The organism is Nostoc sp., from assembly GCF_036917375.1.
GTDB lineage: Bacteria > Cyanobacteriota > Cyanobacteriia > Cyanobacteriales > Nostocaceae > Nostoc.
In genome coordinates, this window is record NZ_JBALDN010000105.1 from 100,582 (window position 1) to 119,040 (window position 18,459).

Annotated in this window: 17 protein-coding genes and 2 pseudogenes; 9 read left to right on the forward strand and 10 right to left on the reverse strand. The window is 40.9% G+C overall.

What is annotated here, in order from left to right; all coding sequences use genetic code 11:
* Positions 1-146 precede the first annotated feature (146 nt).
* Genes V7K45_RS28715 through gvpN form a run of 3 tightly spaced genes read right to left on the reverse strand, consistent with a single transcriptional unit; the run spans position 147 to position 2,087 of the window.
* Positions 147-581, reverse strand: a complete 435-nt coding sequence (locus V7K45_RS28715; RefSeq protein ID WP_096576413.1) for a gas vesicle protein K — start codon at positions 579-581, stop codon at positions 147-149.
* Complete coding sequence (locus V7K45_RS28720) at positions 568-918, reverse strand: gas vesicle protein (RefSeq protein ID WP_335008722.1); 351 nt, start codon at positions 916-918, stop codon at positions 568-570. The genes V7K45_RS28715 and V7K45_RS28720 overlap by 14 nt, the downstream gene beginning before the upstream one ends.
* Entirely contained in the window at positions 915-2,087 is a 1,173-nt protein-coding gene (gvpN, locus tag V7K45_RS28725; RefSeq protein ID WP_335008724.1) for a gas vesicle protein GvpN, read from the reverse strand. The genes V7K45_RS28720 and gvpN overlap by 4 nt, the downstream gene beginning before the upstream one ends.
* Positions 2,088-2,301: 214 nt before the next feature.
* Here gvpN and V7K45_RS28730 point away from each other — a divergent pair, with 214 nt between their 5' ends.
* A complete protein-coding gene (locus V7K45_RS28730; protein WP_335008726.1) occupies positions 2,302-2,553 on the forward strand; it encodes a gas vesicle protein GvpG in 252 nt (83 codons plus the stop codon).
* Between the two features lie 120 nt (positions 2,554-2,673).
* On the opposite strand, the gene V7K45_RS28735 is transcribed toward V7K45_RS28730, so the two are convergent.
* Together V7K45_RS28735 and V7K45_RS28740 are read right to left on the reverse strand one after the other, a co-directional pair.
* Positions 2,674-2,910: a DUF928 domain-containing protein gene (locus tag V7K45_RS28735; protein WP_335008728.1), complete on the reverse strand. Its 237-nt coding sequence runs from the start codon at positions 2,908-2,910 to the stop codon at positions 2,674-2,676.
* Positions 2,911-2,933: 23 nt separating this feature from the next.
* Positions 2,934-5,156: a sensor histidine kinase gene (locus tag V7K45_RS28740; RefSeq protein WP_335008730.1), complete on the reverse strand. Its 2,223-nt coding sequence runs from the start codon at positions 5,154-5,156 to the stop codon at positions 2,934-2,936.
* Between the two features lie 674 nt (positions 5,157-5,830).
* Here V7K45_RS28740 and V7K45_RS28745 point away from each other — a divergent pair.
* The 3 genes and pseudogenes from V7K45_RS28745 to V7K45_RS28755 all read left to right on the forward strand — a co-directional run.
* The gene (locus V7K45_RS28745) at positions 5,831-6,559 is read left to right on the forward strand and encodes a DUF3865 domain-containing protein (protein WP_335008732.1); all 729 of its coding nucleotides are present in this window, start codon (positions 5,831-5,833) and stop codon (positions 6,557-6,559) included.
* A gap of 25 nt (positions 6,560-6,584) precedes the next feature.
* On the forward strand, positions 6,585-7,700 hold the full coding sequence (locus tag V7K45_RS28750) for an aromatic ring-hydroxylating oxygenase subunit alpha (RefSeq protein WP_335008734.1): 1,116 nt from the start codon (positions 6,585-6,587) through the stop codon (positions 7,698-7,700).
* A gap of 71 nt (positions 7,701-7,771) precedes the next feature.
* A pseudogene (locus V7K45_RS28755) lies at positions 7,772-7,918 on the forward strand (IS4 family transposase); the annotation flags it as partial.
* A 405-nt stretch (positions 7,919-8,323) separates the two neighbouring features.
* On the opposite strand, the gene V7K45_RS28760 reads toward V7K45_RS28755, so the two are convergent.
* Positions 8,324-8,548 (reverse strand): hypothetical protein, encoded by a 225-nt coding sequence (locus V7K45_RS28760; RefSeq protein WP_335008736.1) that lies wholly within the window; start codon positions 8,546-8,548, stop codon positions 8,324-8,326.
* A 352-nt stretch (positions 8,549-8,900) separates the two neighbouring features.
* Between V7K45_RS28760 and pabB the strand changes: the two genes are divergently transcribed.
* Positions 8,901-11,069, forward strand: a complete 2,169-nt coding sequence (pabB, locus tag V7K45_RS28765) for an aminodeoxychorismate synthase component I (RefSeq protein WP_335008738.1) — start codon at positions 8,901-8,903, stop codon at positions 11,067-11,069.
* Between the two features lie 179 nt (positions 11,070-11,248).
* Here the strand turns inward: pabB and glmS are convergent, their stop codons facing one another.
* The 3 genes from glmS to V7K45_RS28780 form a co-directional block, all read right to left on the reverse strand.
* Positions 11,249-13,120 (reverse strand): glutamine--fructose-6-phosphate transaminase (isomerizing), encoded by a 1,872-nt coding sequence (glmS, locus tag V7K45_RS28770; RefSeq protein ID WP_335008740.1) that lies wholly within the window; start codon positions 13,118-13,120, stop codon positions 11,249-11,251.
* A 419-nt stretch (positions 13,121-13,539) separates the two neighbouring features.
* Positions 13,540-13,785 carry a photosystem I iron-sulfur center protein PsaC gene (gene psaC / locus V7K45_RS28775; RefSeq protein WP_012411495.1) on the reverse strand — a complete coding sequence of 82 codons (246 nt, stop codon included), beginning with the start codon at positions 13,783-13,785 and terminating at the stop codon, positions 13,540-13,542.
* 447 nt (positions 13,786-14,232) lie between these two features.
* Complete coding sequence (locus tag V7K45_RS28780; protein ID WP_335008742.1) at positions 14,233-14,469, reverse strand: hypothetical protein; 237 nt, start codon at positions 14,467-14,469, stop codon at positions 14,233-14,235.
* Between the two features lie 209 nt (positions 14,470-14,678).
* Between V7K45_RS28780 and V7K45_RS28785 the strand changes: the two genes are divergently transcribed.
* Complete coding sequence (locus V7K45_RS28785; RefSeq protein WP_335008744.1) at positions 14,679-15,047, forward strand: Dethiobiotin synthetase; 369 nt, start codon at positions 14,679-14,681, stop codon at positions 15,045-15,047.
* A gap of 82 nt (positions 15,048-15,129) precedes the next feature.
* On the opposite strand, the gene V7K45_RS28790 is transcribed toward V7K45_RS28785, so the two are convergent.
* Entirely contained in the window at positions 15,130-15,741 is a 612-nt protein-coding gene (locus tag V7K45_RS28790) for a hypothetical protein (RefSeq protein ID WP_335008746.1), read from the reverse strand.
* Positions 15,742-16,138: 397 nt separating this feature from the next.
* Between V7K45_RS28790 and V7K45_RS33110 the strand changes: the two genes are divergently transcribed.
* The 3 genes and pseudogenes from V7K45_RS33110 (at position 16,139) to V7K45_RS28800 (ending at position 18,400) form a co-directional block, all read left to right on the forward strand.
* The gene (locus tag V7K45_RS33110; protein WP_442942066.1) at positions 16,139-16,225 is read left to right on the forward strand and encodes a hypothetical protein; all 87 of its coding nucleotides are present in this window, start codon (positions 16,139-16,141) and stop codon (positions 16,223-16,225) included.
* 23 nt (positions 16,226-16,248) lie between these two features.
* Positions 16,249-16,647 (forward strand): annotated as a pseudogene (locus V7K45_RS28795) (hypothetical protein); the annotation flags it as partial.
* Between the two features lie 1,207 nt (positions 16,648-17,854).
* Positions 17,855-18,400, forward strand: a complete 546-nt coding sequence (locus V7K45_RS28800) for a helix-turn-helix domain-containing protein (RefSeq protein ID WP_335009012.1) — start codon at positions 17,855-17,857, stop codon at positions 18,398-18,400.
* Positions 18,401-18,459 lie beyond the last annotated feature (59 nt).

The window sequence follows — 18,459 nt, forward strand, 5'->3', positions numbered from 1 at the left end:
GCGTTAGCGAGTCCGCGAGCGTCTGGGGATTTAACCCAATCACATTACTTGCTAAGAGTCTTGTTGGAGTATTAAACCATGAGTATTTACTGCCATATCCTTCATTCCGTGAAATCCTTAAATCAGTTAAATCAGTGATAAAAAGGTTACAAAGGTTTAGAAGTGAGTACTAATCTTAACTTGGCATGAACTAAGCTTAACTGAGCCAGTCCTAAGTCCAAGTCACCTTCAACCACAACACCCGTATTTAATAGGCGATCGAGGAGTTCTAAAATAGAGGGTTGACTAGAGGTTTCACCGGGGTAGTATCCTCCAGATTGGGGAAGTAAATTTCCCATTTCACCCAAGTTAATATTTAGATCGGCTGGGTCAACATCAAATATTTCGCAAAGCTTAACAACCTGTTGTTCAAGCTGTTGCAGGCTTTCGGCAGCCCGATCTAGCTCATGGTCTTTGAGGGTGCCAGCATCCATTCGCCGAATCACCTGAGCTTCCATGAGTTGGCGTATCAGTTCAACAACCGTCAGTAATAACGGTGCTAAACCGGAATCGGAACCTTTTGATTTGCTAATCGCCTGCATTCTGATGATTATGAGGATTGAGTGCTTTGAGCGATTGCAGTTCTGTTTCTAGACTGACAAGACGCTCTTGAAGTTGTTGATTAGTTGCTAATAAGGTGCGAGTTTGACTATTAAGATAGGGGTCGCTCTCCCACCAGTTAATTCCAATCTCTTTGGCTTTATCAACAGAAGAAATCAACAAACGAATTCGGATGTTGAGCAATTCTGTGGAGCCTACGGAAATAGAAATATCTCCTGCGATAACAATGCCTTTATCCAGAACCCGTTCTAGAATATCTGCCAAGGTAGAACCTTGAGTTGATGTGGTGATAGCTCCCCGGTTAGTATTAGTACTCATTTGTTTATTAAATGGCCAGAATCAAAAGCAACTGTTTGTGATATGCTCGGCGACTCGGCATTGCCCTGCATTTGGACTAATACTCCCTGCTCCCTGAGAGACTTGAGTGCAGCGACAATTTGACTGCGATCGATCCCTAGTTCTACTGCCAATTCAGAGAAGCGCCTTCCTGGAGAATTGCACAGGTAGTTGTAGACTTCATGCTCGTAAGGTACTCGTTGTTCCAATACAACCTGATTTTGGCTGTCTGGTATTATCTCTGCTGGCTGAGATTGAGTATTTGTACTACGATTCAATTCACTTAAAACCTCTTCCAGTAGTCGAGTTGCTTCCATGAGAGGTTGATTCGTGCGAGAAAGCAGGATATCGGCACAAATATCTTGGAAGCTAGGATCTCCAGGGTTTACGGAAATTTCGTGTTCGTGGCAGATTTTGGCAATCATCAGACAGGAACGCAATCCACCACCCTGTCCAGAGCCAGATCGACTCCAAAACGTCCGTACTATGCGGACAATTACTTCTGCTTTCTCAGAATCTATACCTGTTTTATGAACTACAATTTCCTGCTGACTCAGTTCATCAGGTGTAGGCATATCAATGGTAATGACACGATCCATCAAAGCATCCTGAGTTGCATGAACTCCACAATACTCTTGAGGATTTGATGTTAAGATTGCCCGAAACTGAGGATGAACCCGGATATACTCGGCTCGATGTTGGTTTGTTGGCAATACTAACAACCTCTCTTCAAGTACGGAGAGTAAAACGTTATTTACCTCCGGGTGCGATCGATTGAATTCGTCGTAAACCAGCGTAAATCCTTCTTTACAAGCTAGGGTTAATCGTGCATCAACCCAATGTTGTCGGACTTCATCCTCAACTTTGACAACGCTGTGGATGAAGTTATCAACAACCTTTTTACGGGTATAACCTAATTGATTACCAATCAAGTCTGAGGTTTTAAACTCATCATCTCCAAATAAGAGGATGATCGGCTGGTTAAGCAAATCAGCGAGATGCATTGCCAGAGTAGTTTTTCCGACTCCGGCTGCACCACGTAAATGTATTGAAAAACCTGACTGTAGATAGCGCAAAGCACGTTGAGCGACCCGTTGAACAGCAGGTGTATTGACAAATCGTTGGGGAGATGCATTTAATACTGTTGTCAAACTCTAAGTACCTCGTAAATAGTAACGTGTCATACACAAGTAACTTTTTTTACATTGCAAATATAAAATACAGATGTCAATCAGCCTTAACTGGACTCAAATCCAACGCATTTTGGCATCAACACAAGACTAGTAATGTTTAATATTTATGTCATCAGCATGATTACGGTGTTGAGAGGATACCTTTAAGAAGTCCACACAGGTGTAAAGCAATATGGTTCTGCGCTTTTTACTATTACCGATTACTGGCCCATTAATGGGGGTAACGTGGCTTGGGGAAAAAATTTTAGAACAGGCGAGTACTGAAATTGATGATAAAGAAAATCTGAGCAAGCAACTTCTTGCACTCCAACTTGCTTTTGATATGGGGGAAATTCCGGAAGAAGAGTTTGAAATTCAGGAAGAAGCTCTTTTATTAGCGATTCTGGAAGCAGAACAGCAGGAACGCGATCGCACACAAGAGTAATACCAATTCTCTAAAAGCCGACTCCAGATAGAGCCGCCAAAATATATTGCCTGCGAGCATATAGATGCAATAATTGGTTTAGTTAATTTATCAATTTCGGCATAGAGAGCACTACGTAAATCATTCTTCCCATTCAGTTGGCTTCTCGCGGCGCAATTGAGCAAAGGTGTTCAACGCTTCCTGCCAAATTTGAGACTCTGCATAAATTTTTGCCTGTTCTAGAAGTCCTGTCCTAGCTAGCTGACTTTTCAGAGATGAACTTACTTCGGTACGCTGGAACGATCCTTTGACAGATCGATCCTGAGCGCGATCTTGAAAATCGCAAATCATCGTAAAGTACCATCGCTGTGTAGGCAAAGGGGCAGGAAGTTCTTAACAGTCTATACTTTGACGAGGCGTTCAGGAGCTCGTTGGCGGATAGGCACTTGAATTATGAAATTAGTGCCTTGCCCAAGACTAGAAAAACATAGCAATTTCCCACCATGTTTTTCCGTAATGATTTGGTAGCTGATTGCCATACCCATGCCTGTTCCTTTGCCTACAGGTTTGGTAGTAAAAAATGGATCGAAGATCCGATTTTGAACCGATTCTGGCATTCCTTGTGCATTATCAGCGATCGCAATTTCTATTGATTGTGAATCAACTACTGAAGTGCGGATAGTAATTTGACTGGGATTTTCTTGTATCTGTTGAGAGGTGCGCTTGATGTCTGCTTCATCAAGGGCATCCATTGCATTTACTAAAATATTCATCAATACTTGGTTGAGTTGACCAGGATAGCATTCCACTTGTGGCAGGTTGCCATAATCTTTAATAACTTCAATTGCCGGACGGTCTGGTTTATCTTTGAGGCGGTGTTGCAGAATCAAAAGCGTACTTTCTATACCTTCATGAATATCAACTGTCTTAAATTCCGCTTCATCCATACGCGAAAAATTCCGCAGCGATCGCACAATATTACGAATTCTTTCAGTCCCCATTTTCATCGAAGACAGCATCTTTTGTAAATCTTCAATGAGAAATTCTAGATCGATTTCCTCTGTTAATGCTTGAATTTCTGGGTCATGACTAGAATGGCGTTCTTGGTAGAGATAAATCATCCGTAACAAGTTTTGAGTATATTCATCCAAGTAAGTAAGATTGCCATGAATAAAGTTGACTGGGTTATTGATTTCATGGGCAATACCTGCTACTAGTTGACCCAGACTAGACATTTTTTCACTTTGAACTACTTGTGCTTGGGTACGTTGCAATTCACTCAAGGCTGTTTTCAGTTCAACAGTCCGTTGTTCGACTCGCGCTTCTAGTTCTGCATTACTATTTTCTAAAGCAATAAAGGATTCGCGCAATTGCCCTGCCATGTGATTAAAAGAGTGAGCAAGAGTGTTGAGTTCATCGATATTCCCCTCTTCGAGTGTCTGTTGTAAATCACCAAATGCTATTGCCTGGGTAGTCTGATTCAAGCGCAAGATAGGATGGGCAATCCAGCGTGAGGTAAATATGCCAATCGTTGTTGCTACTATCAGCGCCCCAAAACACAGCAGGATACTAATTTGGGTGTTGGCATGGATTTGCGCCATGTAAGTTTTTTCTGGAATACCAACTACTACCAACCAGTCCAAACCATATTGGTCTCGCCAAGGTACAACATGCACGTAGAAATTTTCCCCTTGAACATTAACTTTCAGTTTTTGGGTATTGGTAATCGACTGGAAATTTGGAATGCGCTGCTGAAGCTGCTTGGCAATGTTTTGTACCGCCGGATTGGGGCTGTCGATCGCTTTAAGGCGTTTAATTTCGTTATTGACTACGGTAAAAGGCTTTTCTCGAGCAGAATTGGCAACCAACATACCATCACGCTCCATAATAAAAACTTGTCCGAAGTGGCTGACATTTAATTTTTGTAAAAATTCACTGAGTTTCAACAGGTGAATTTCAGCCCCTACAACACCAATCAGTTTTTTGCTGGCATCATAAATCGGACGACCTGCCGATGCCACAATATAGGGGGGATAAGCAGGATCGTAATAAGTATAAATGCGAACCCAAATAGGTTTACCGGCTTTCACGGGTTCAGTATAGGCAAGTTCATTGACGGTATCCCAAGTACTGGTCGTCATCACTTTGGTTGGGTTGCCCTCCTTATCTGTTAAATAAGTTTTCGTATTTTTCGGCAGACTTGGAGTTTTGATTGCATTATCATCGATTGTCACCGTTTTGCCATCATAACGGCCGGCTCCAGTCCCTTCCCCAGTTGCTAGGTTCAAGCTGATAAAAGTTAGGTCATAGGCTTGCATTTCGTGCCAGAAATACTTGCCAACCTTGAGGCGATCGCGCACATCCAGCAATCCCATGCGAATTGCATCCGCATTTAACTGGATAACTTTATGAGGAATCGACAGATAAGCATCCAAATGTTGATTTACTTCACCACTGGTTCGTTCCATCAACTGATCCGCAAGATTGTTCACCGCTTTCTCGCCATTTTTAAATGACAGATATCCAACCAGTCCCACGATGGCAAAAACTTGCAATACGAAAGGAACGATCAGAACAAGCTGTAATGAAAATGCACGGACTTTGCTAGACGGATGTATCTTCATGAGTGGTAAATCTTGGTTCGCTCAGATCTTGGCTTAACCTAGATTACCCATCACAAACTTCATACTATCAAATAGTAGAAAAATCACTTAGTTGTATTTATACTTCTTTCAGATAATTTGTGCTTCATCTTCCCGAAGTTTATCCTCAATCAAGCTCGTTCCTTGCTTCTGCGAACAAGATAAATACCTCTGTATCCCGCTATTTGGGATATTTAATGTGATTTACTAAGTATTAATATTTAGTGATTAAATTTACTTTAATAATGCCAATTGAAAAATGTTTCTTTGTTGAAACATTACTTTAATAATCTTAATGAAATATAAATATTTATAATGATTTAATATTTTAAGGAATAAAATTCAAGCTTCTTGGATTCCAAAAACCAAATCTGGCAATCAAGAATGCCAAAAACTTCATAAATTAACTGTTTGCAAGTTCAGACCTGATATCGGTATTCAGAAATCTTTGGTAATCAACCAAGCTAACTGAATATCAATTTCGCCTTGCCTGTATTCAGAAATACTTGGTAATTAGCCCTGTGAAATGCGTATTAATTTTACGTATCAATTTTGCTTGGTTTTAATATTGCCGCTAGTATCACCTTTTTTCTATTCACACCAACTTTTGAGACAAATCGACCGACACTACTTCAACTCTTGAAAGGACTAAACTTGTGAACACATTCGATCGCCTAACTCAGCAGCTGAATCAACTACTCGCTCAGGATTACCTGGCATTTAGTATTACAAAAAATCCTGTTGCACAAATGCTGAGTCAAGCAAGCTTTGCTCAGATTGCTTATATCATGCAGCAATATTCGATTTTTCCAAAGGAGTTGGTGGGTTTCACAGAGTTAGCAAGACAGAAAGCGCTGGTAGCAGAATGGGACATTGTAGCCCAAGAACTCAAAGAAAACATTGCTGAAGAGATGGGCAAAAGTACACAAGGAATCTCTCATTACACGCTTTTAGCTGAAGGGTTAGAACAAGGACTGGGTGTTGCTGTGAAGAATACAATGCCGTCAGTTGCTACATCCAAATTGTTAAGAACTGTGCAATCGATATTTGAGCAACCCCTACCTAATGTGCTGGGGGCAACCTATGCAATCGAGGCAACCTCAATTCCTGAGTTGACTCTGATCGTGCAACTTGTAAATTGGTTGCTAGAAGGAGCAATGCCCAAAGATTTGGAATATTTCTTCAGTAAGCATTTAAACGAGTGGGAACTCGAACATGAAGCGGGCTTGAGGACATCTTTGGCAGCATATATACAACCCGAACAATTTGGAGAGTTTGCAGCAGGGTTTCGAGCAACGATCGATGCTATGGAAGCTTGGTGGCAGGAATTAGCGCAAGAGGCAATCTCATCTGGGGTTGTTCTGACTACAGCGATCGCTCAATAGCACTGATTAAATAGAATTTAACAATATGATCTCGATCCACCCTTCATTTCCCGATCGCACTTCTAGTATCAATCAACCAAAATTTGGACTACCCGGTGATTACTACTTTAGCGAGCAAATTTTTGCTTACGAGCAGCAAACTATCTGGGGTAACACCTGGCAGTTTGTAGGACGTGAATCCGATCTACCTAATCCTGGGGATTATTTAACTTGCCAGGTTGGCGATCAACCCATGTTCGTGATTCGCGATAATAATGGTGAATTGCAAGCAATGCACAATGTTTGTCCGCATCGCGGAGCGCAGATGTTACAAGGGCAGGGTCATTGTCAACGGGTGCGTTGTCCGTATCATGGTTGGAACTTCAATTATGAAGGCAATCTTAAAGGTTTACCTCGCGCTGAGTGTTTTCCCAATTTAGATAAGTCGGCTGTCTATCTAGCTAAGGGACGAGTAGAAACATGGGGCGGCTTTATTTTTGTTTGCTCAGAAGCAGAAGGCGAATCGTTAGTCAGTTATTTAGCCGGATTCTCGGCCTATTTAGAGCAATATCAGCACTCTTGGCAGGAACTTCAGCAGGTCGATCGTTGGTTTTATGAAGAGCCAGCCAATTGGAAATTTCCTATTGAAAATTACCTAGAGTGTTATCACTTGTCAGTTGTTCATGCCCAAAGTTTAAAGTGTTTCGCTCCGAAGAATATTATTTATACTCCAACTGGGCGACACTATCAGATATTTGTTCCTTTTACAGATGATGAATTTGTCAAAGATCACCCCGCTTTTTCAGGAGAACCAAGGGGACAATCGTATCAGGGCTTCATCTTTCCTAATATGATGGTGAACACTGCAAGAGACAAAGTTTCAGTTTTTCGGCTGACTCCTTTATCTCCCACAAGAACTAAGTTTGAGGTTTTTATTTATCAAACAAAAGCACAGATTGCAGCATTTCCTTATAAGCAGGATGAATTTCGACCTGAATTTGAGCGGGTGTTAAATGAAGACTTTAGCGTAGTGCGATCGCTACAAGCAAGCGTTCATTCCAAAGCTTATGGTGTACTTCAGCTTGCAGATATTGAGTATGGAATTTATCACTTCCATCAAGTTTTGTCGAAGTACTACCAACCTAAAAGTGTTGAATGTTAAGAAAAAATCTATAAAAATAGCCCAAAATCTAACATATTTTGGGCGAAGGATTAAAATATTTTAGTTCAACAGTGATTATAAATTCATTTCCAAAAATGATTGAAGATATACTGAAAGAACTGCCAAAAAATGATTATCCAGTATTGAACAGTTATTTGTTCTTTGAGTGCTGGCTATCTTCTGCCGTGGATAACAGTTTAACAAGTATTAAAGATTTATTGCGATCGTATAGTTCCGATCTTAATCAACACCTACTGTAGACAAATAAAACGGTTGAACAGTTCAGTAGCATAGAGCGATCGCCTGACGCTCAAAACCAATTCATCTATCCATTGGACTCCCATTGGCAGAAGGTATAAATGCTGTACAGTATTAGGGATGCTGATACTTTATTGAACCGCGAAATTTACACAATAGGAGATTGCAGTTGTATAGGGAGATTTGATTAAAATTTCCTCTAAATTTTTTTGAATTATTATAGAAAAATTGAAATAATAAAGATAACTATTAAAACTCCTGTCTGATTTCTAAACATGATTTTATCTAAAGCTCCAATCGTTATTTGAGTGGCAATGCAGATATTACCTCTCAACTCTCGGCAATACCACAACCAGAAGTAAGTTTTAACTACCTGGGATAGTTCGATTGAGGGACACAAGTAAATTCTTTCTGCAAAATCGCCCCTGAATCAGTGGGTGCAGAACATAGCCAGGAAGAAATTTGCGATCGTCTGCTAGATATGAACGGACTGGTAGCCGAGAGTTAGTTAAAACTTGATTGGACATATAGCGAAAATTTTCACCAGCGTAGCACAATTGAAAGTATCGCCGAAAATTTTGTAGGAACATGGCGATCGCTTATCGCTCATTGTTTATCTGTTGATACATCGGGAAATCAGACCATTCACAGCCTTACTCAACAAATAAATAGCCAGCATAATAAAAATAACATTTCTGTGCCTCTATATTTATTCCACCGAAAGCAATTTTCTTGAGTACATACCTTGACCTTATCAGTACTGTCATAAAAGAAATCAGTAGACAAGATATTCGCTCAATGCTTGAGAATTATCTGCAAATATTTACAAATAAGATAAATAACAGGTGACAAATTCTCTATTGATCGCTGAATACCTTTGCGGCAACCTCTAAAATTCAAAATTTAAAATCTCATTCTCTATATTTTCTCAAGAGTTACCACATGAAAACACTAATTATCGACAACTATGACTCGTATACCTTTAATCTTTATCAATTAATTGCAGAAGTCAATGGAGAGTATCCCACCGTAATTTGCAACGATCGATTTGCATGGCAAGAAGTGCAGCAGTGGAAATTTGACAACATTGTAATTTCACCAGGGCCTGGTCGTCCTGAAAACCCCAAAGATTTTGGCATTTGCTATCAAGCTATTCAAAATACCCAAGTACCCCTTCTCGGTGTTTGTCTGGGACATCAGGGGCTTGGTCATGTGTTTGGAGGAAAAGTTATTCATGCCCCAGAGGTGCGGCATGGTCGGCTGAGTCAGGTTTATCATACTGGAACTGATTTGTTTGCTGGAATCCCTTCACCTTTCTCTGTGGTGCGCTACCATTCTTTGCTAGTTGCAGATGACCTACCAAACTGTTTAGAAAAAGTGGCGTGGACAGAAGACAACCTTGTGATGGGAATGCGCCATCGGTCTTTACCACTATGGGGCGTGCAGTTCCATCCAGAGTCAATCTGCACTCAGTATGGACACACGTTATTTGAGAATTTTAAAGAGATTACTCTTAAATTTGTCCAAGAGCGCGGTAAAGGTTCCACAAAGCAGTATTGGACAAGAAATAGCCAGACTGTTCCTTTATCGACCAGCTTTTCTTGCCAAACACAGCAGCAGAAATTTGAACTTTGTACGCACAAGCTGAATATATGTCCTGATACCGAGCAGATGTTTGTGCATTTGTTTGGCAAATCACCGAATGCTTTCTGGTTAGACAGCAGCCGTGTTGAACCCGGTCTTGCTCGTTTTTCCTTCATGGGAGATAGCAGCGGAGAAAATAGTCTGCTGATTCGTTATCAGACCCTATCCCAAGAACTCACCGTCACAAATTCTAATACCATCATCCGTAGGATAGAGGGGATTTTTGAGTTTCTCAAGCGGGAACTGGAACAACGCCGCTCTGCATCTGACGATCTACCCTTTGATTTTAACTGCGGCTTTGTGGGTTACTTTGGCTATGAATTAAAAGCAGAATGTGGTTCTCAATTAAACCATCCCTCTAGCTTACCCGATGCCATGTTTCTCTTGGCCGATCGGATGATTGCAATTGACCACGAGGAGCAAACCCTTTATTTACTGTGCTTAATTCAGCCGGGACAAAAAGCTTCAGCCGAAGCCTGGTTTGAATCAATTAGACAGGAGATTAACCACCTCCCCCCCTTGTCACCTCTGGTTCCTGAGAAGAAAGAAACACCTGTAATCTTCCGATTAAGCCGCTCGCAAAGGACTTATTTTCATGACATTGAGAAATGTTTACAGGAGATTCACGAAGGAGAAACCTATCAAGTTTGTTTGACAAACCAAATTCACACAGATGCGACCCCTGAGCCACTAGCATTTTATCGTTCATTACGCCACATCAATCCTGCTCCGTACTCTGCATTTTTACGCTTCGGCGATGTGGCGATCGCCTGTTCATCCCCAGAGCGATTTCTACGCATAGATTGCCAAGGTTGGGTAGAAACAAAGCCGATTAAAGGGACTCTACCACGAGGAAAGACACCCGACGAAGATTTTATCCTGCGTGAAAGATTGCAAAACAGCGAAAAAGATCGAGCTGAAAATTTAATGATTGTGGATTTGCTTCGTAATGATTTAGGAAGGGTTTGTGAAGTTGCTACTGTCCATGTTCCTAAATTAATGGATGTGGAAACCTATGCCACAGTGCATCAACTGGTGACGACGATTCGCGGTAAATTACGCGCCGATATGAGCGCCATAGACTGCATTTGCAATGCTTTTCCCGGTGGTTCCATGACAGGCGCTCCCAAACTGAGAACTATGGAAATTATTGACAGATTAGAGCAGGAAGCGCGGGGAGTGTACTCAGGAGCGATCGGCTTTTTGGGATTGAATGGATCGGCTGATTTGAATATTGTCATTCGTACCGCTGTACTGACCACTGAGCAAACCTCAATTGGGGTTGGCGGTGGTATCGTAGCACTGTCTGACCCCCAAATGGAATTTCAGGAAACAATGCTGAAAGCTAAAGCATTAATTCACGCCATAATGATGGCAACTCAAGGAGAATTTAATCCTAACCAATATTACATTCAGGGAACAGAAGCAGAGGTTGTTGATAGCTTTAAAAAAGTGTGGACATATTAGTATAAAAATCGATTTATTCAAGATTAAAGCCCAACGTCAATCATTTTGTGATTGTATAGACATATAGCCTCTTGTGCCAGATATCACCTCAAAAAAAATTGCTGGATGTGCTAAAGTTTAACTATCCAGCAATAATATCATTGTATTCTACAGTATAATCACTGTTTTAGTAGTATAAATTATTCTACAGTAACACTTTTAGCAAGGTTACGAGGCTGATCGACATCCAAACCGCGTCGGGCGGCAATATGATAAGCCAATAGTTGCAAAGGAACTACTGTCAGAATCGGAGAAAGTAATTCTTCCACATGAGAGATGGGAAGAAGATCGTTAAAAATTTCCGCAGCTTCGCCATCGTTGACGGGAGTCACGCCAATTAAGCGAGAATCTCTGGCTTTGGCTTCTTGGGCATTAGAAATAACTTTTTCATAAACACTACCAGGGATTGCGATCGCAACTACAGGTACTTTCGCATCTAAAAGTGCGATCGGGCCATGTTTCATTTCTCCAGCCGGATACCCTTCAGCATGAATATAGCTGATTTCTTTTAATTTCAACGCCCCTTCTAAAGCAATAGGAAAGTTAATTCCTCTTCCCACAAAAATGAAATCTTGAGTTTCGGCAAATTCGTGGGCTAGCTGTTCGGTTAAACGTTCCTGACTTTCTAAAGTTGCCTCAATTTCTTTGGGAATCTGCCGCAACCCGTTAATAATTCGATCTAATGTATCTTTTGAAACTGTCTGACGACGAGCCGCTAAATCCAATGCTAAAGCATAAAATGCCATCAATTGGGCAGTAAAAGTTTTCGTCGCTGCTACCCCAATCTCAATTCCCGCTAGGGTACTGATAATATGCGGCACCAGATGACCGAGGCTGCTTTCTGGACGATTGGTAATCCCCAGTAGTCGCGCTTGATATTTGGGTTCTTTCTCTTGGCGACGTTCTTTTTCCATCGTCAAAGCTGCTAGGGTATCGGCTGTTTCACCTGATTGGGTAACGCCAACGATTAACGTGTTAGCCGTCACAGGTGATGGTGCATAGCGATACTCAGAAGCGTAATGTACCTGAGTGGAAATTCCTGCTAGTTGTTCGAGTAAATATTTTCCGATTAATGCTGCGTGCCAACTCGTACCACAGGCAACAATCTGAATTTGTTCTAAATCGGTGTATAAATCCGCAGGTAAACCAAGATTGATTGGCGATTCCGTAGATTCGGCTGGATTAAAGTAAGCGTCTAAACTAGCTCTGACTACCCCTGGTTGCTCATGAATTTCTTTGAGCATGAAGTGTTTGAATCCCTGCTTTTCTACCATTGCAGGATTGAAGTTGAGCAGGCGGGGTTGTTTTTTCAGCCTGTCGCCAGCAAAATTGTAAATCTCAACGCCCAAAGGTGTGAGGCGGGCAATTTCGCCATTTTCCAGAGGTAGCACTGCACGGGTGTAGGCAACGATCGCAGGGGTGTCAGAGGCACAAAATAACTCCCCTTGCCCAAAACCAATTACCAAGGGTGCTTGCTGGCGAACCACAATCAATTCATCGGGGAAATCAGCAGAAATAACTGCAAGTGCAAATGCCCCCCGCAAGTGGTTAACGGCTTGGCGGACTGCCTCGAGGAAGGTAGATGAGGGGGGAAGATTCTTTAAAAATTCGGCTATCAGATGGGGAATGACTTCGGTATCGGTTTCAGAACGAAATTCGTGTCCTTTGGCTTTGAGTTCCTCGCGTAACTCGCGGTAGTTTTCAATAATGCCATTTTGCACCACCGCTACTCGCTTCGCTGTATCCAAATGAGGATGGGCGTTGTGTTCTTCTGGTTTACCATGAGTTGCCCAGCGTGTATGACCAATACCAATTTGGGCAGGGGTTTCTATTTGTTCCAGTTTAGAACGCAGGTTATGGAGTTTACCTTTTGCCCGCACACAATTTACCTCACCTTCCCAAACAGTGGCGATTCCAGCCGAATCGTAGCCCCTGTACTCTAGTTTCTCCAGTCCAGCTAGTAAAATGTCTGTCGCCGCTTGAGTGCCTATATATCCAACAATTCCGCACATTCTTCACGCCACTTTTTTTCAGGATGATTAGATCCAGTATAGTAGGTAGCATAAAGTGGATCTTTTGCAAAGAAAAAGGGAGTATTTTACTCCCTCGAACACTAGGTATTGTTATGGATTTTAGGTTTTTTTTACAGCGGATTCCCCGTCAGCTTTTGACCTGACGGTACAAATACAGCTTCTAGGATTTAGATACCCAGAGATTTTATCCCCAATCTAAAATTGCGATTTCGTAAAGCGAGCAGTGTCCACTCTACGATCGTAAAGGTGCTTGCTATTGAGACACTTAAAAGCCTTGAGTGCTGAGTTCCGAGTTCCGAGTGAAGAACCAAAAAATTGTATTTCTGATTTACTTCTTTTTATCTCAGCACTCAGCACTCAGCACTCAGTACTCAGCGCTCCGATCGGCACTCAGCTTTTTAGTAGGCTAGACCCATACTGCGAGTTGTTTCAGCGCCCAGGTAGACCCGGATGCTTAAAAAGTCGGTGGGACAAGCAGTTTCGCAACGCTTACAGCCCACGCAGTCTTCTGTACGGGGTGAAGAGGCAATTTGAGCAGCTTTACAGCCATCCCAAGGAACCATCTCAAGTACATCAGTAGGGCAAGCGCGGACGCATTGGGTGCAGCCAATGCAGGTATCGTAGATTTTTACGGTATGAGACATTGAAAAAACGGCTCCTTTCGAGTGTTCTTCTCTGCGAAAGAATCATAATCAACGCATAGTCTACCGCAGTGGTTGATAGGCCGTAATCAAAAGGCTACATAACTTCAAACAATGTAATAAGCACCGTTAAAATTTGCTTTTGCGAGATTGTCCCTATTGACTGATAATCAGCAACATCATCAGAGCGTATTTCCCACAGTTGTATACCATAATGGGGTTGAATCGTAAAGATAGATTAAACAAAATTAAAAGGGAATTTGCGATCGCTACATCCCCGTGTAAACGATAATAGTTTGGCAATCTAGATTACGCAAAAACTTGTTTTTATTACGGAATAAAATTGTTTTTGCAATGTAAATGATTAATTTAGAGACTGCGATCGCTTACCGATAAATTGTATATTTAACTTTTTAAGTCGGGCAATTTCATAATTTATATTCCTAGATATTAGAGAATTTCCGAAATTGCAAACTCATCATTTATAGTAGTAATTTGTGTTTGAATGTTTGGCTCAATAGCGTTTAGTTGCAGTTGTCCATCTAAATTTTGGGCATCATTAAACTTATCTTTTTCATACTCCCTTTCGCGGATTTGCCGAACAATACTTTCTAACAACCAAAGTTGTTCTTCCACAGACAAGGCAAGGATAGAGCGCTCAATTTCTACTAAATTCGGTGAGATCATTTTACTTTTGATTCCTAGTTAGGTGTATTTTTCAAAGATATTATATTCAATCTATCTGGTTAACCTAGAGCATCGCCAATTCCTCATCATTTTCCCCACGCCTATCATTTCATAAATCATCAGAGATTGCTATAAATAACTAGAAAGCCGTTTTATTACTTTTTAATTAAGTATTACTGCTGAAGCAAAATGTACGCTAAACTGACTACATGAATTACGAAACAGCTAGGAAACTCCTCATAGATCAGACAATCACAACCGAGGAAAACCCAGATGCGCTGTTAACGCGTATGAAACAGGGCAAACCGCCGGTACCCGGTCAGATCACTTCAATTTTGTTGGCATTGAAAGTGGTGTTTGAAGCCCTCAAAGATGCAAAAAGCGTAGACCGAGAACTGGCTTTGGCCCTTTATCAGTTAAGCATTAAGGCGCAACAGCTATTTGGTGCAGGGCGTAAAGCCGGAGTTGATTGGCCGCCACTACTCAAAGAAGATTTACTACGAATTTCCTTAGCAGCTGAAAGTATCTTTTCGGGTATATGGCAAACCTTAGCTCAGATGGAGTTAGGGAAGAGATGAGGGAGCAGGGGACAAAGAAAATAATTCCTCACTCCTAACTCAGCACTCCTAACTCAGCACTCAGCACTCAGATAGATGCCTATTAACGAATTTGTAGTTCATTTTCTAACTTGTCTAGGTCAGTTTTGAGCAAAACCGTCATTTGACCGGTAAAAGCTTTGCCATTCTTGGGTTGAGCAACTTCCACCCAATATACATAGCGATCGCCTACTCGTAATTCTCCCTTTAAGGCTTCCCGAATTGGAGTTTTGGCCAGACGCGCAGAATTAACTACCTTTTGGTTGGGATATTGATACACGACTTGGGCGCGATCGTAGTCTTGATAAATCTCCAACCCATAAATTACCCGCAAGGATTCTTGGAGACGCGCAAATGTCATGCCGTTAATAGCATCATACATAGTAATGCGCTCAGTCCGAATTGTGCCACGGTCTTTGGAAAACTCCACTCTACCAGGAGGCAATACCGACGCTTGAAAAGTGAATCGTTGGGCAGCAGTATCAGTTTTTTGCACAAATAATTGCTCCCCTCTCCTGGGGCGGAGTGTTGGATGTGCTTTAATCCAAGTGCCTACCTCTTCTGTACTTTGTCCTGGTAAAGCATTGGCTTGAGAATCAAAAAGCGTTCCCACACAGAACCAGGGCACTAGAGAAAAAGGTAAAATTAAACAGTTAAGTAGAGATTTTTTGAGCATTTTGCTGTTCGGGATTTTTATAGAAATTTCCCCATTTGGGATTAACCATAGTCTTCCCGTTTTTCAGCAAAATTACTTCAATGGATTGTAGCGATCGCGCATCGAAGCCTTTATCGATTGCTCAACTATAGAACTCATATCAATACTGACTTTTCCCGTTAAGTCTTGAAAAGCCTACTGATAAAGGATTTAGAAAATAGTACCGTATATACGGTACAGTAATTGAAATCGGGTGCTAAAGGTGACGAGCAATGCTGGACTGGTGGGAAAAAAATTTTGCAATCTTTGAACTAGGCGATAAGCCTGACGGCATGGCTTCGCTTACCGCCGATTAAATGAGCGTGCAATGTCGATAGGCTATGCTCTCAGTATTGGATAAGGCATTGCGCTATCGGAAATCTTCAGTAGTGGAACAGTACTCAAGAGAGCTTATGAGTTTTTGCTAACCAAAACCAGGAAACTCTCTTTCCCCCTGCCATTTTAATTATAAGTCTTTAACCGGACACGATATTATTAACCACGGAAGTTGTCGCAGATATCCAAACAGCTTCTACGATTTTACGCTGGTATACATATCGTTGGCGTGTGGAAGAATATCATAAAATTTTGAAGTCGGGGTGTCAGGTGGAACGATACAGACTCGCTGCCGATGGTATAAAAACCTTAATTGGTTTCTTGAGTGTGATTGCTGTCGAACTGCTGCAATTAACTTATCTACACCGTACCCAGCCCTCAGCCCCCGCCATCAAAATTCTTAATCCCCTTGAGTTTCGGATTTTGAAAGCTAAATCTCCTAAACTACCCAAGGTGCTAACAGTTAGCTGGGCTGTGGAAGCGTTGGCGAAGCCCGCCGTAGGCATCGCTCGTCTTGGCGGCTACCTTGAACATCGAAACAAAACACCCATTTTATCGAGTTTTAAAACACGCCCTAGTATTTGATTCCTGAAAAAGCTCCGTACATTTGAAGAGTAGCAAAATCAAAGGTAGTGTATCGGAGAAGCCACTCAAACATCCATATTATCTCGCAACTTTTATCAGAAACTAAATATGATTCCTATATAGTTAACATTACTCTCTAAGTCAAGTATGGCAACTATTATAATTTTAAATTAATATGATAACTTCAGCTTTATATTGGATTTTCACTAAAATTTTTGTAGGCTAAGCACTAAAAAATCGATTTTTTCTGCAAAATTCATTTTTAGACAAGTTTATAGAGCCTTAAACTCTACAGCGATATAGATTTATTAAAATAATATTTACTTCTTTTGATGGATGTATTATCTATTATTAATAATAGGTTAAGCTTAACTTATTTTTATTATAAAGTTTTGTTAAAAAATTATTAAAAAAAGAAAAATTTTGACAATATGTATCAAAATATCATCAGAGAAAAAAAGTAGTCCAGGATACAAATGGAGGAAATGGAGGAAATTTTGATTTTTCATTGGAATCGTGTTTAGAGAACTACTGATTTACAGCAATATCTAGATTAGAAAAGGGCTAAAATTTAGCTATTTCTAGTTTTCCAGCCATACAAAATGGCTCAAATTTATTCGAGAATCAAACTTAACCTACGTAAATATATGAAGGTTAAACTATTAACTTGTTTCCCAGATTTCCTTAACATAGCCAAACTTCATAGTTGAAGAGGATGTTTGAAAAGTCCTTTTGTTGGTAGCAAAACGTTTTAAATCACCCGATAAATTGGAGGGTTTTGATTCCAGTTCCCCCTTTGTAGGGGGGATAAATAAATGCCTAAAATCACAGCTAACCACTTTTCAAACAACCTCTAAAGCCGTCAAAAGGTTTCTATGAGTCTTCCAATTTTTATCAACATTTCATAAACAGCAATTTTTTGCTCTAACAAATGTTCATTAACCCGGCTTCGATAGAAAATTAAAATCTTAGGATACCCAGGAAAAACTCCCTGATACTGCCAAATCCCTAGAGGAAACTCTCAGGGTTAATTGCTTATGACGTGACTAATTAATTAGCATATCTTTTGCTAATTAACTTGATAGATATGAACCCTTATGATTTGGGATTTCAGCAACAATTGCGGAGAAAAAACTCGCGCATATTTTACAGTTGAAAGCAATAGGTAATAATGATGACATATCCTTCCAGTCAAAAACAAGCTTTTGAAAGCTACGACTTTAGTAAGAGTAAGTTCTTAACACCCTTTCAACGGAAGGTTTTGCTGAAGAATTTACATTTGAATTTTCTACCAGAATATCATCGGAGGCTGCAAATTATGTTGTTGGCAGATCAGGGCAAATCTCAAACCCAAATCTGTCAAATGTTAGGTTGTTCTCAGGAGATGGCACGCTACTGGAGTGCTGTAGCACAAGCAGGTCTGGCGCATACATGGCAGGAGCGGGGGATAGGCAGACCTAAAACTGTAAACGACCAATATATCGAACGGTTGAAGGAATTAGTGAGCCATAGCCCTAGTGACTATGGCTATGCATTTGGGTGCTGGACAGCCCAATGGTTGAGCAAACATCTAGCGACTGAATTTGGCATTGAAATTAGCGAGCGCCACATTAATCGATTGCTGAAACAAATGGGGCTTTCTACAAAACAAAAACGCTCTTTTGCTAAAGGAGCAACAAACCATACCAAGAATACTCGTATTACGATCTGCGACTTGTAATCCAATGAGGCTAGTTACCATTAGTCATTCAATTTGATTTAGACCAAGAAATAATTGTG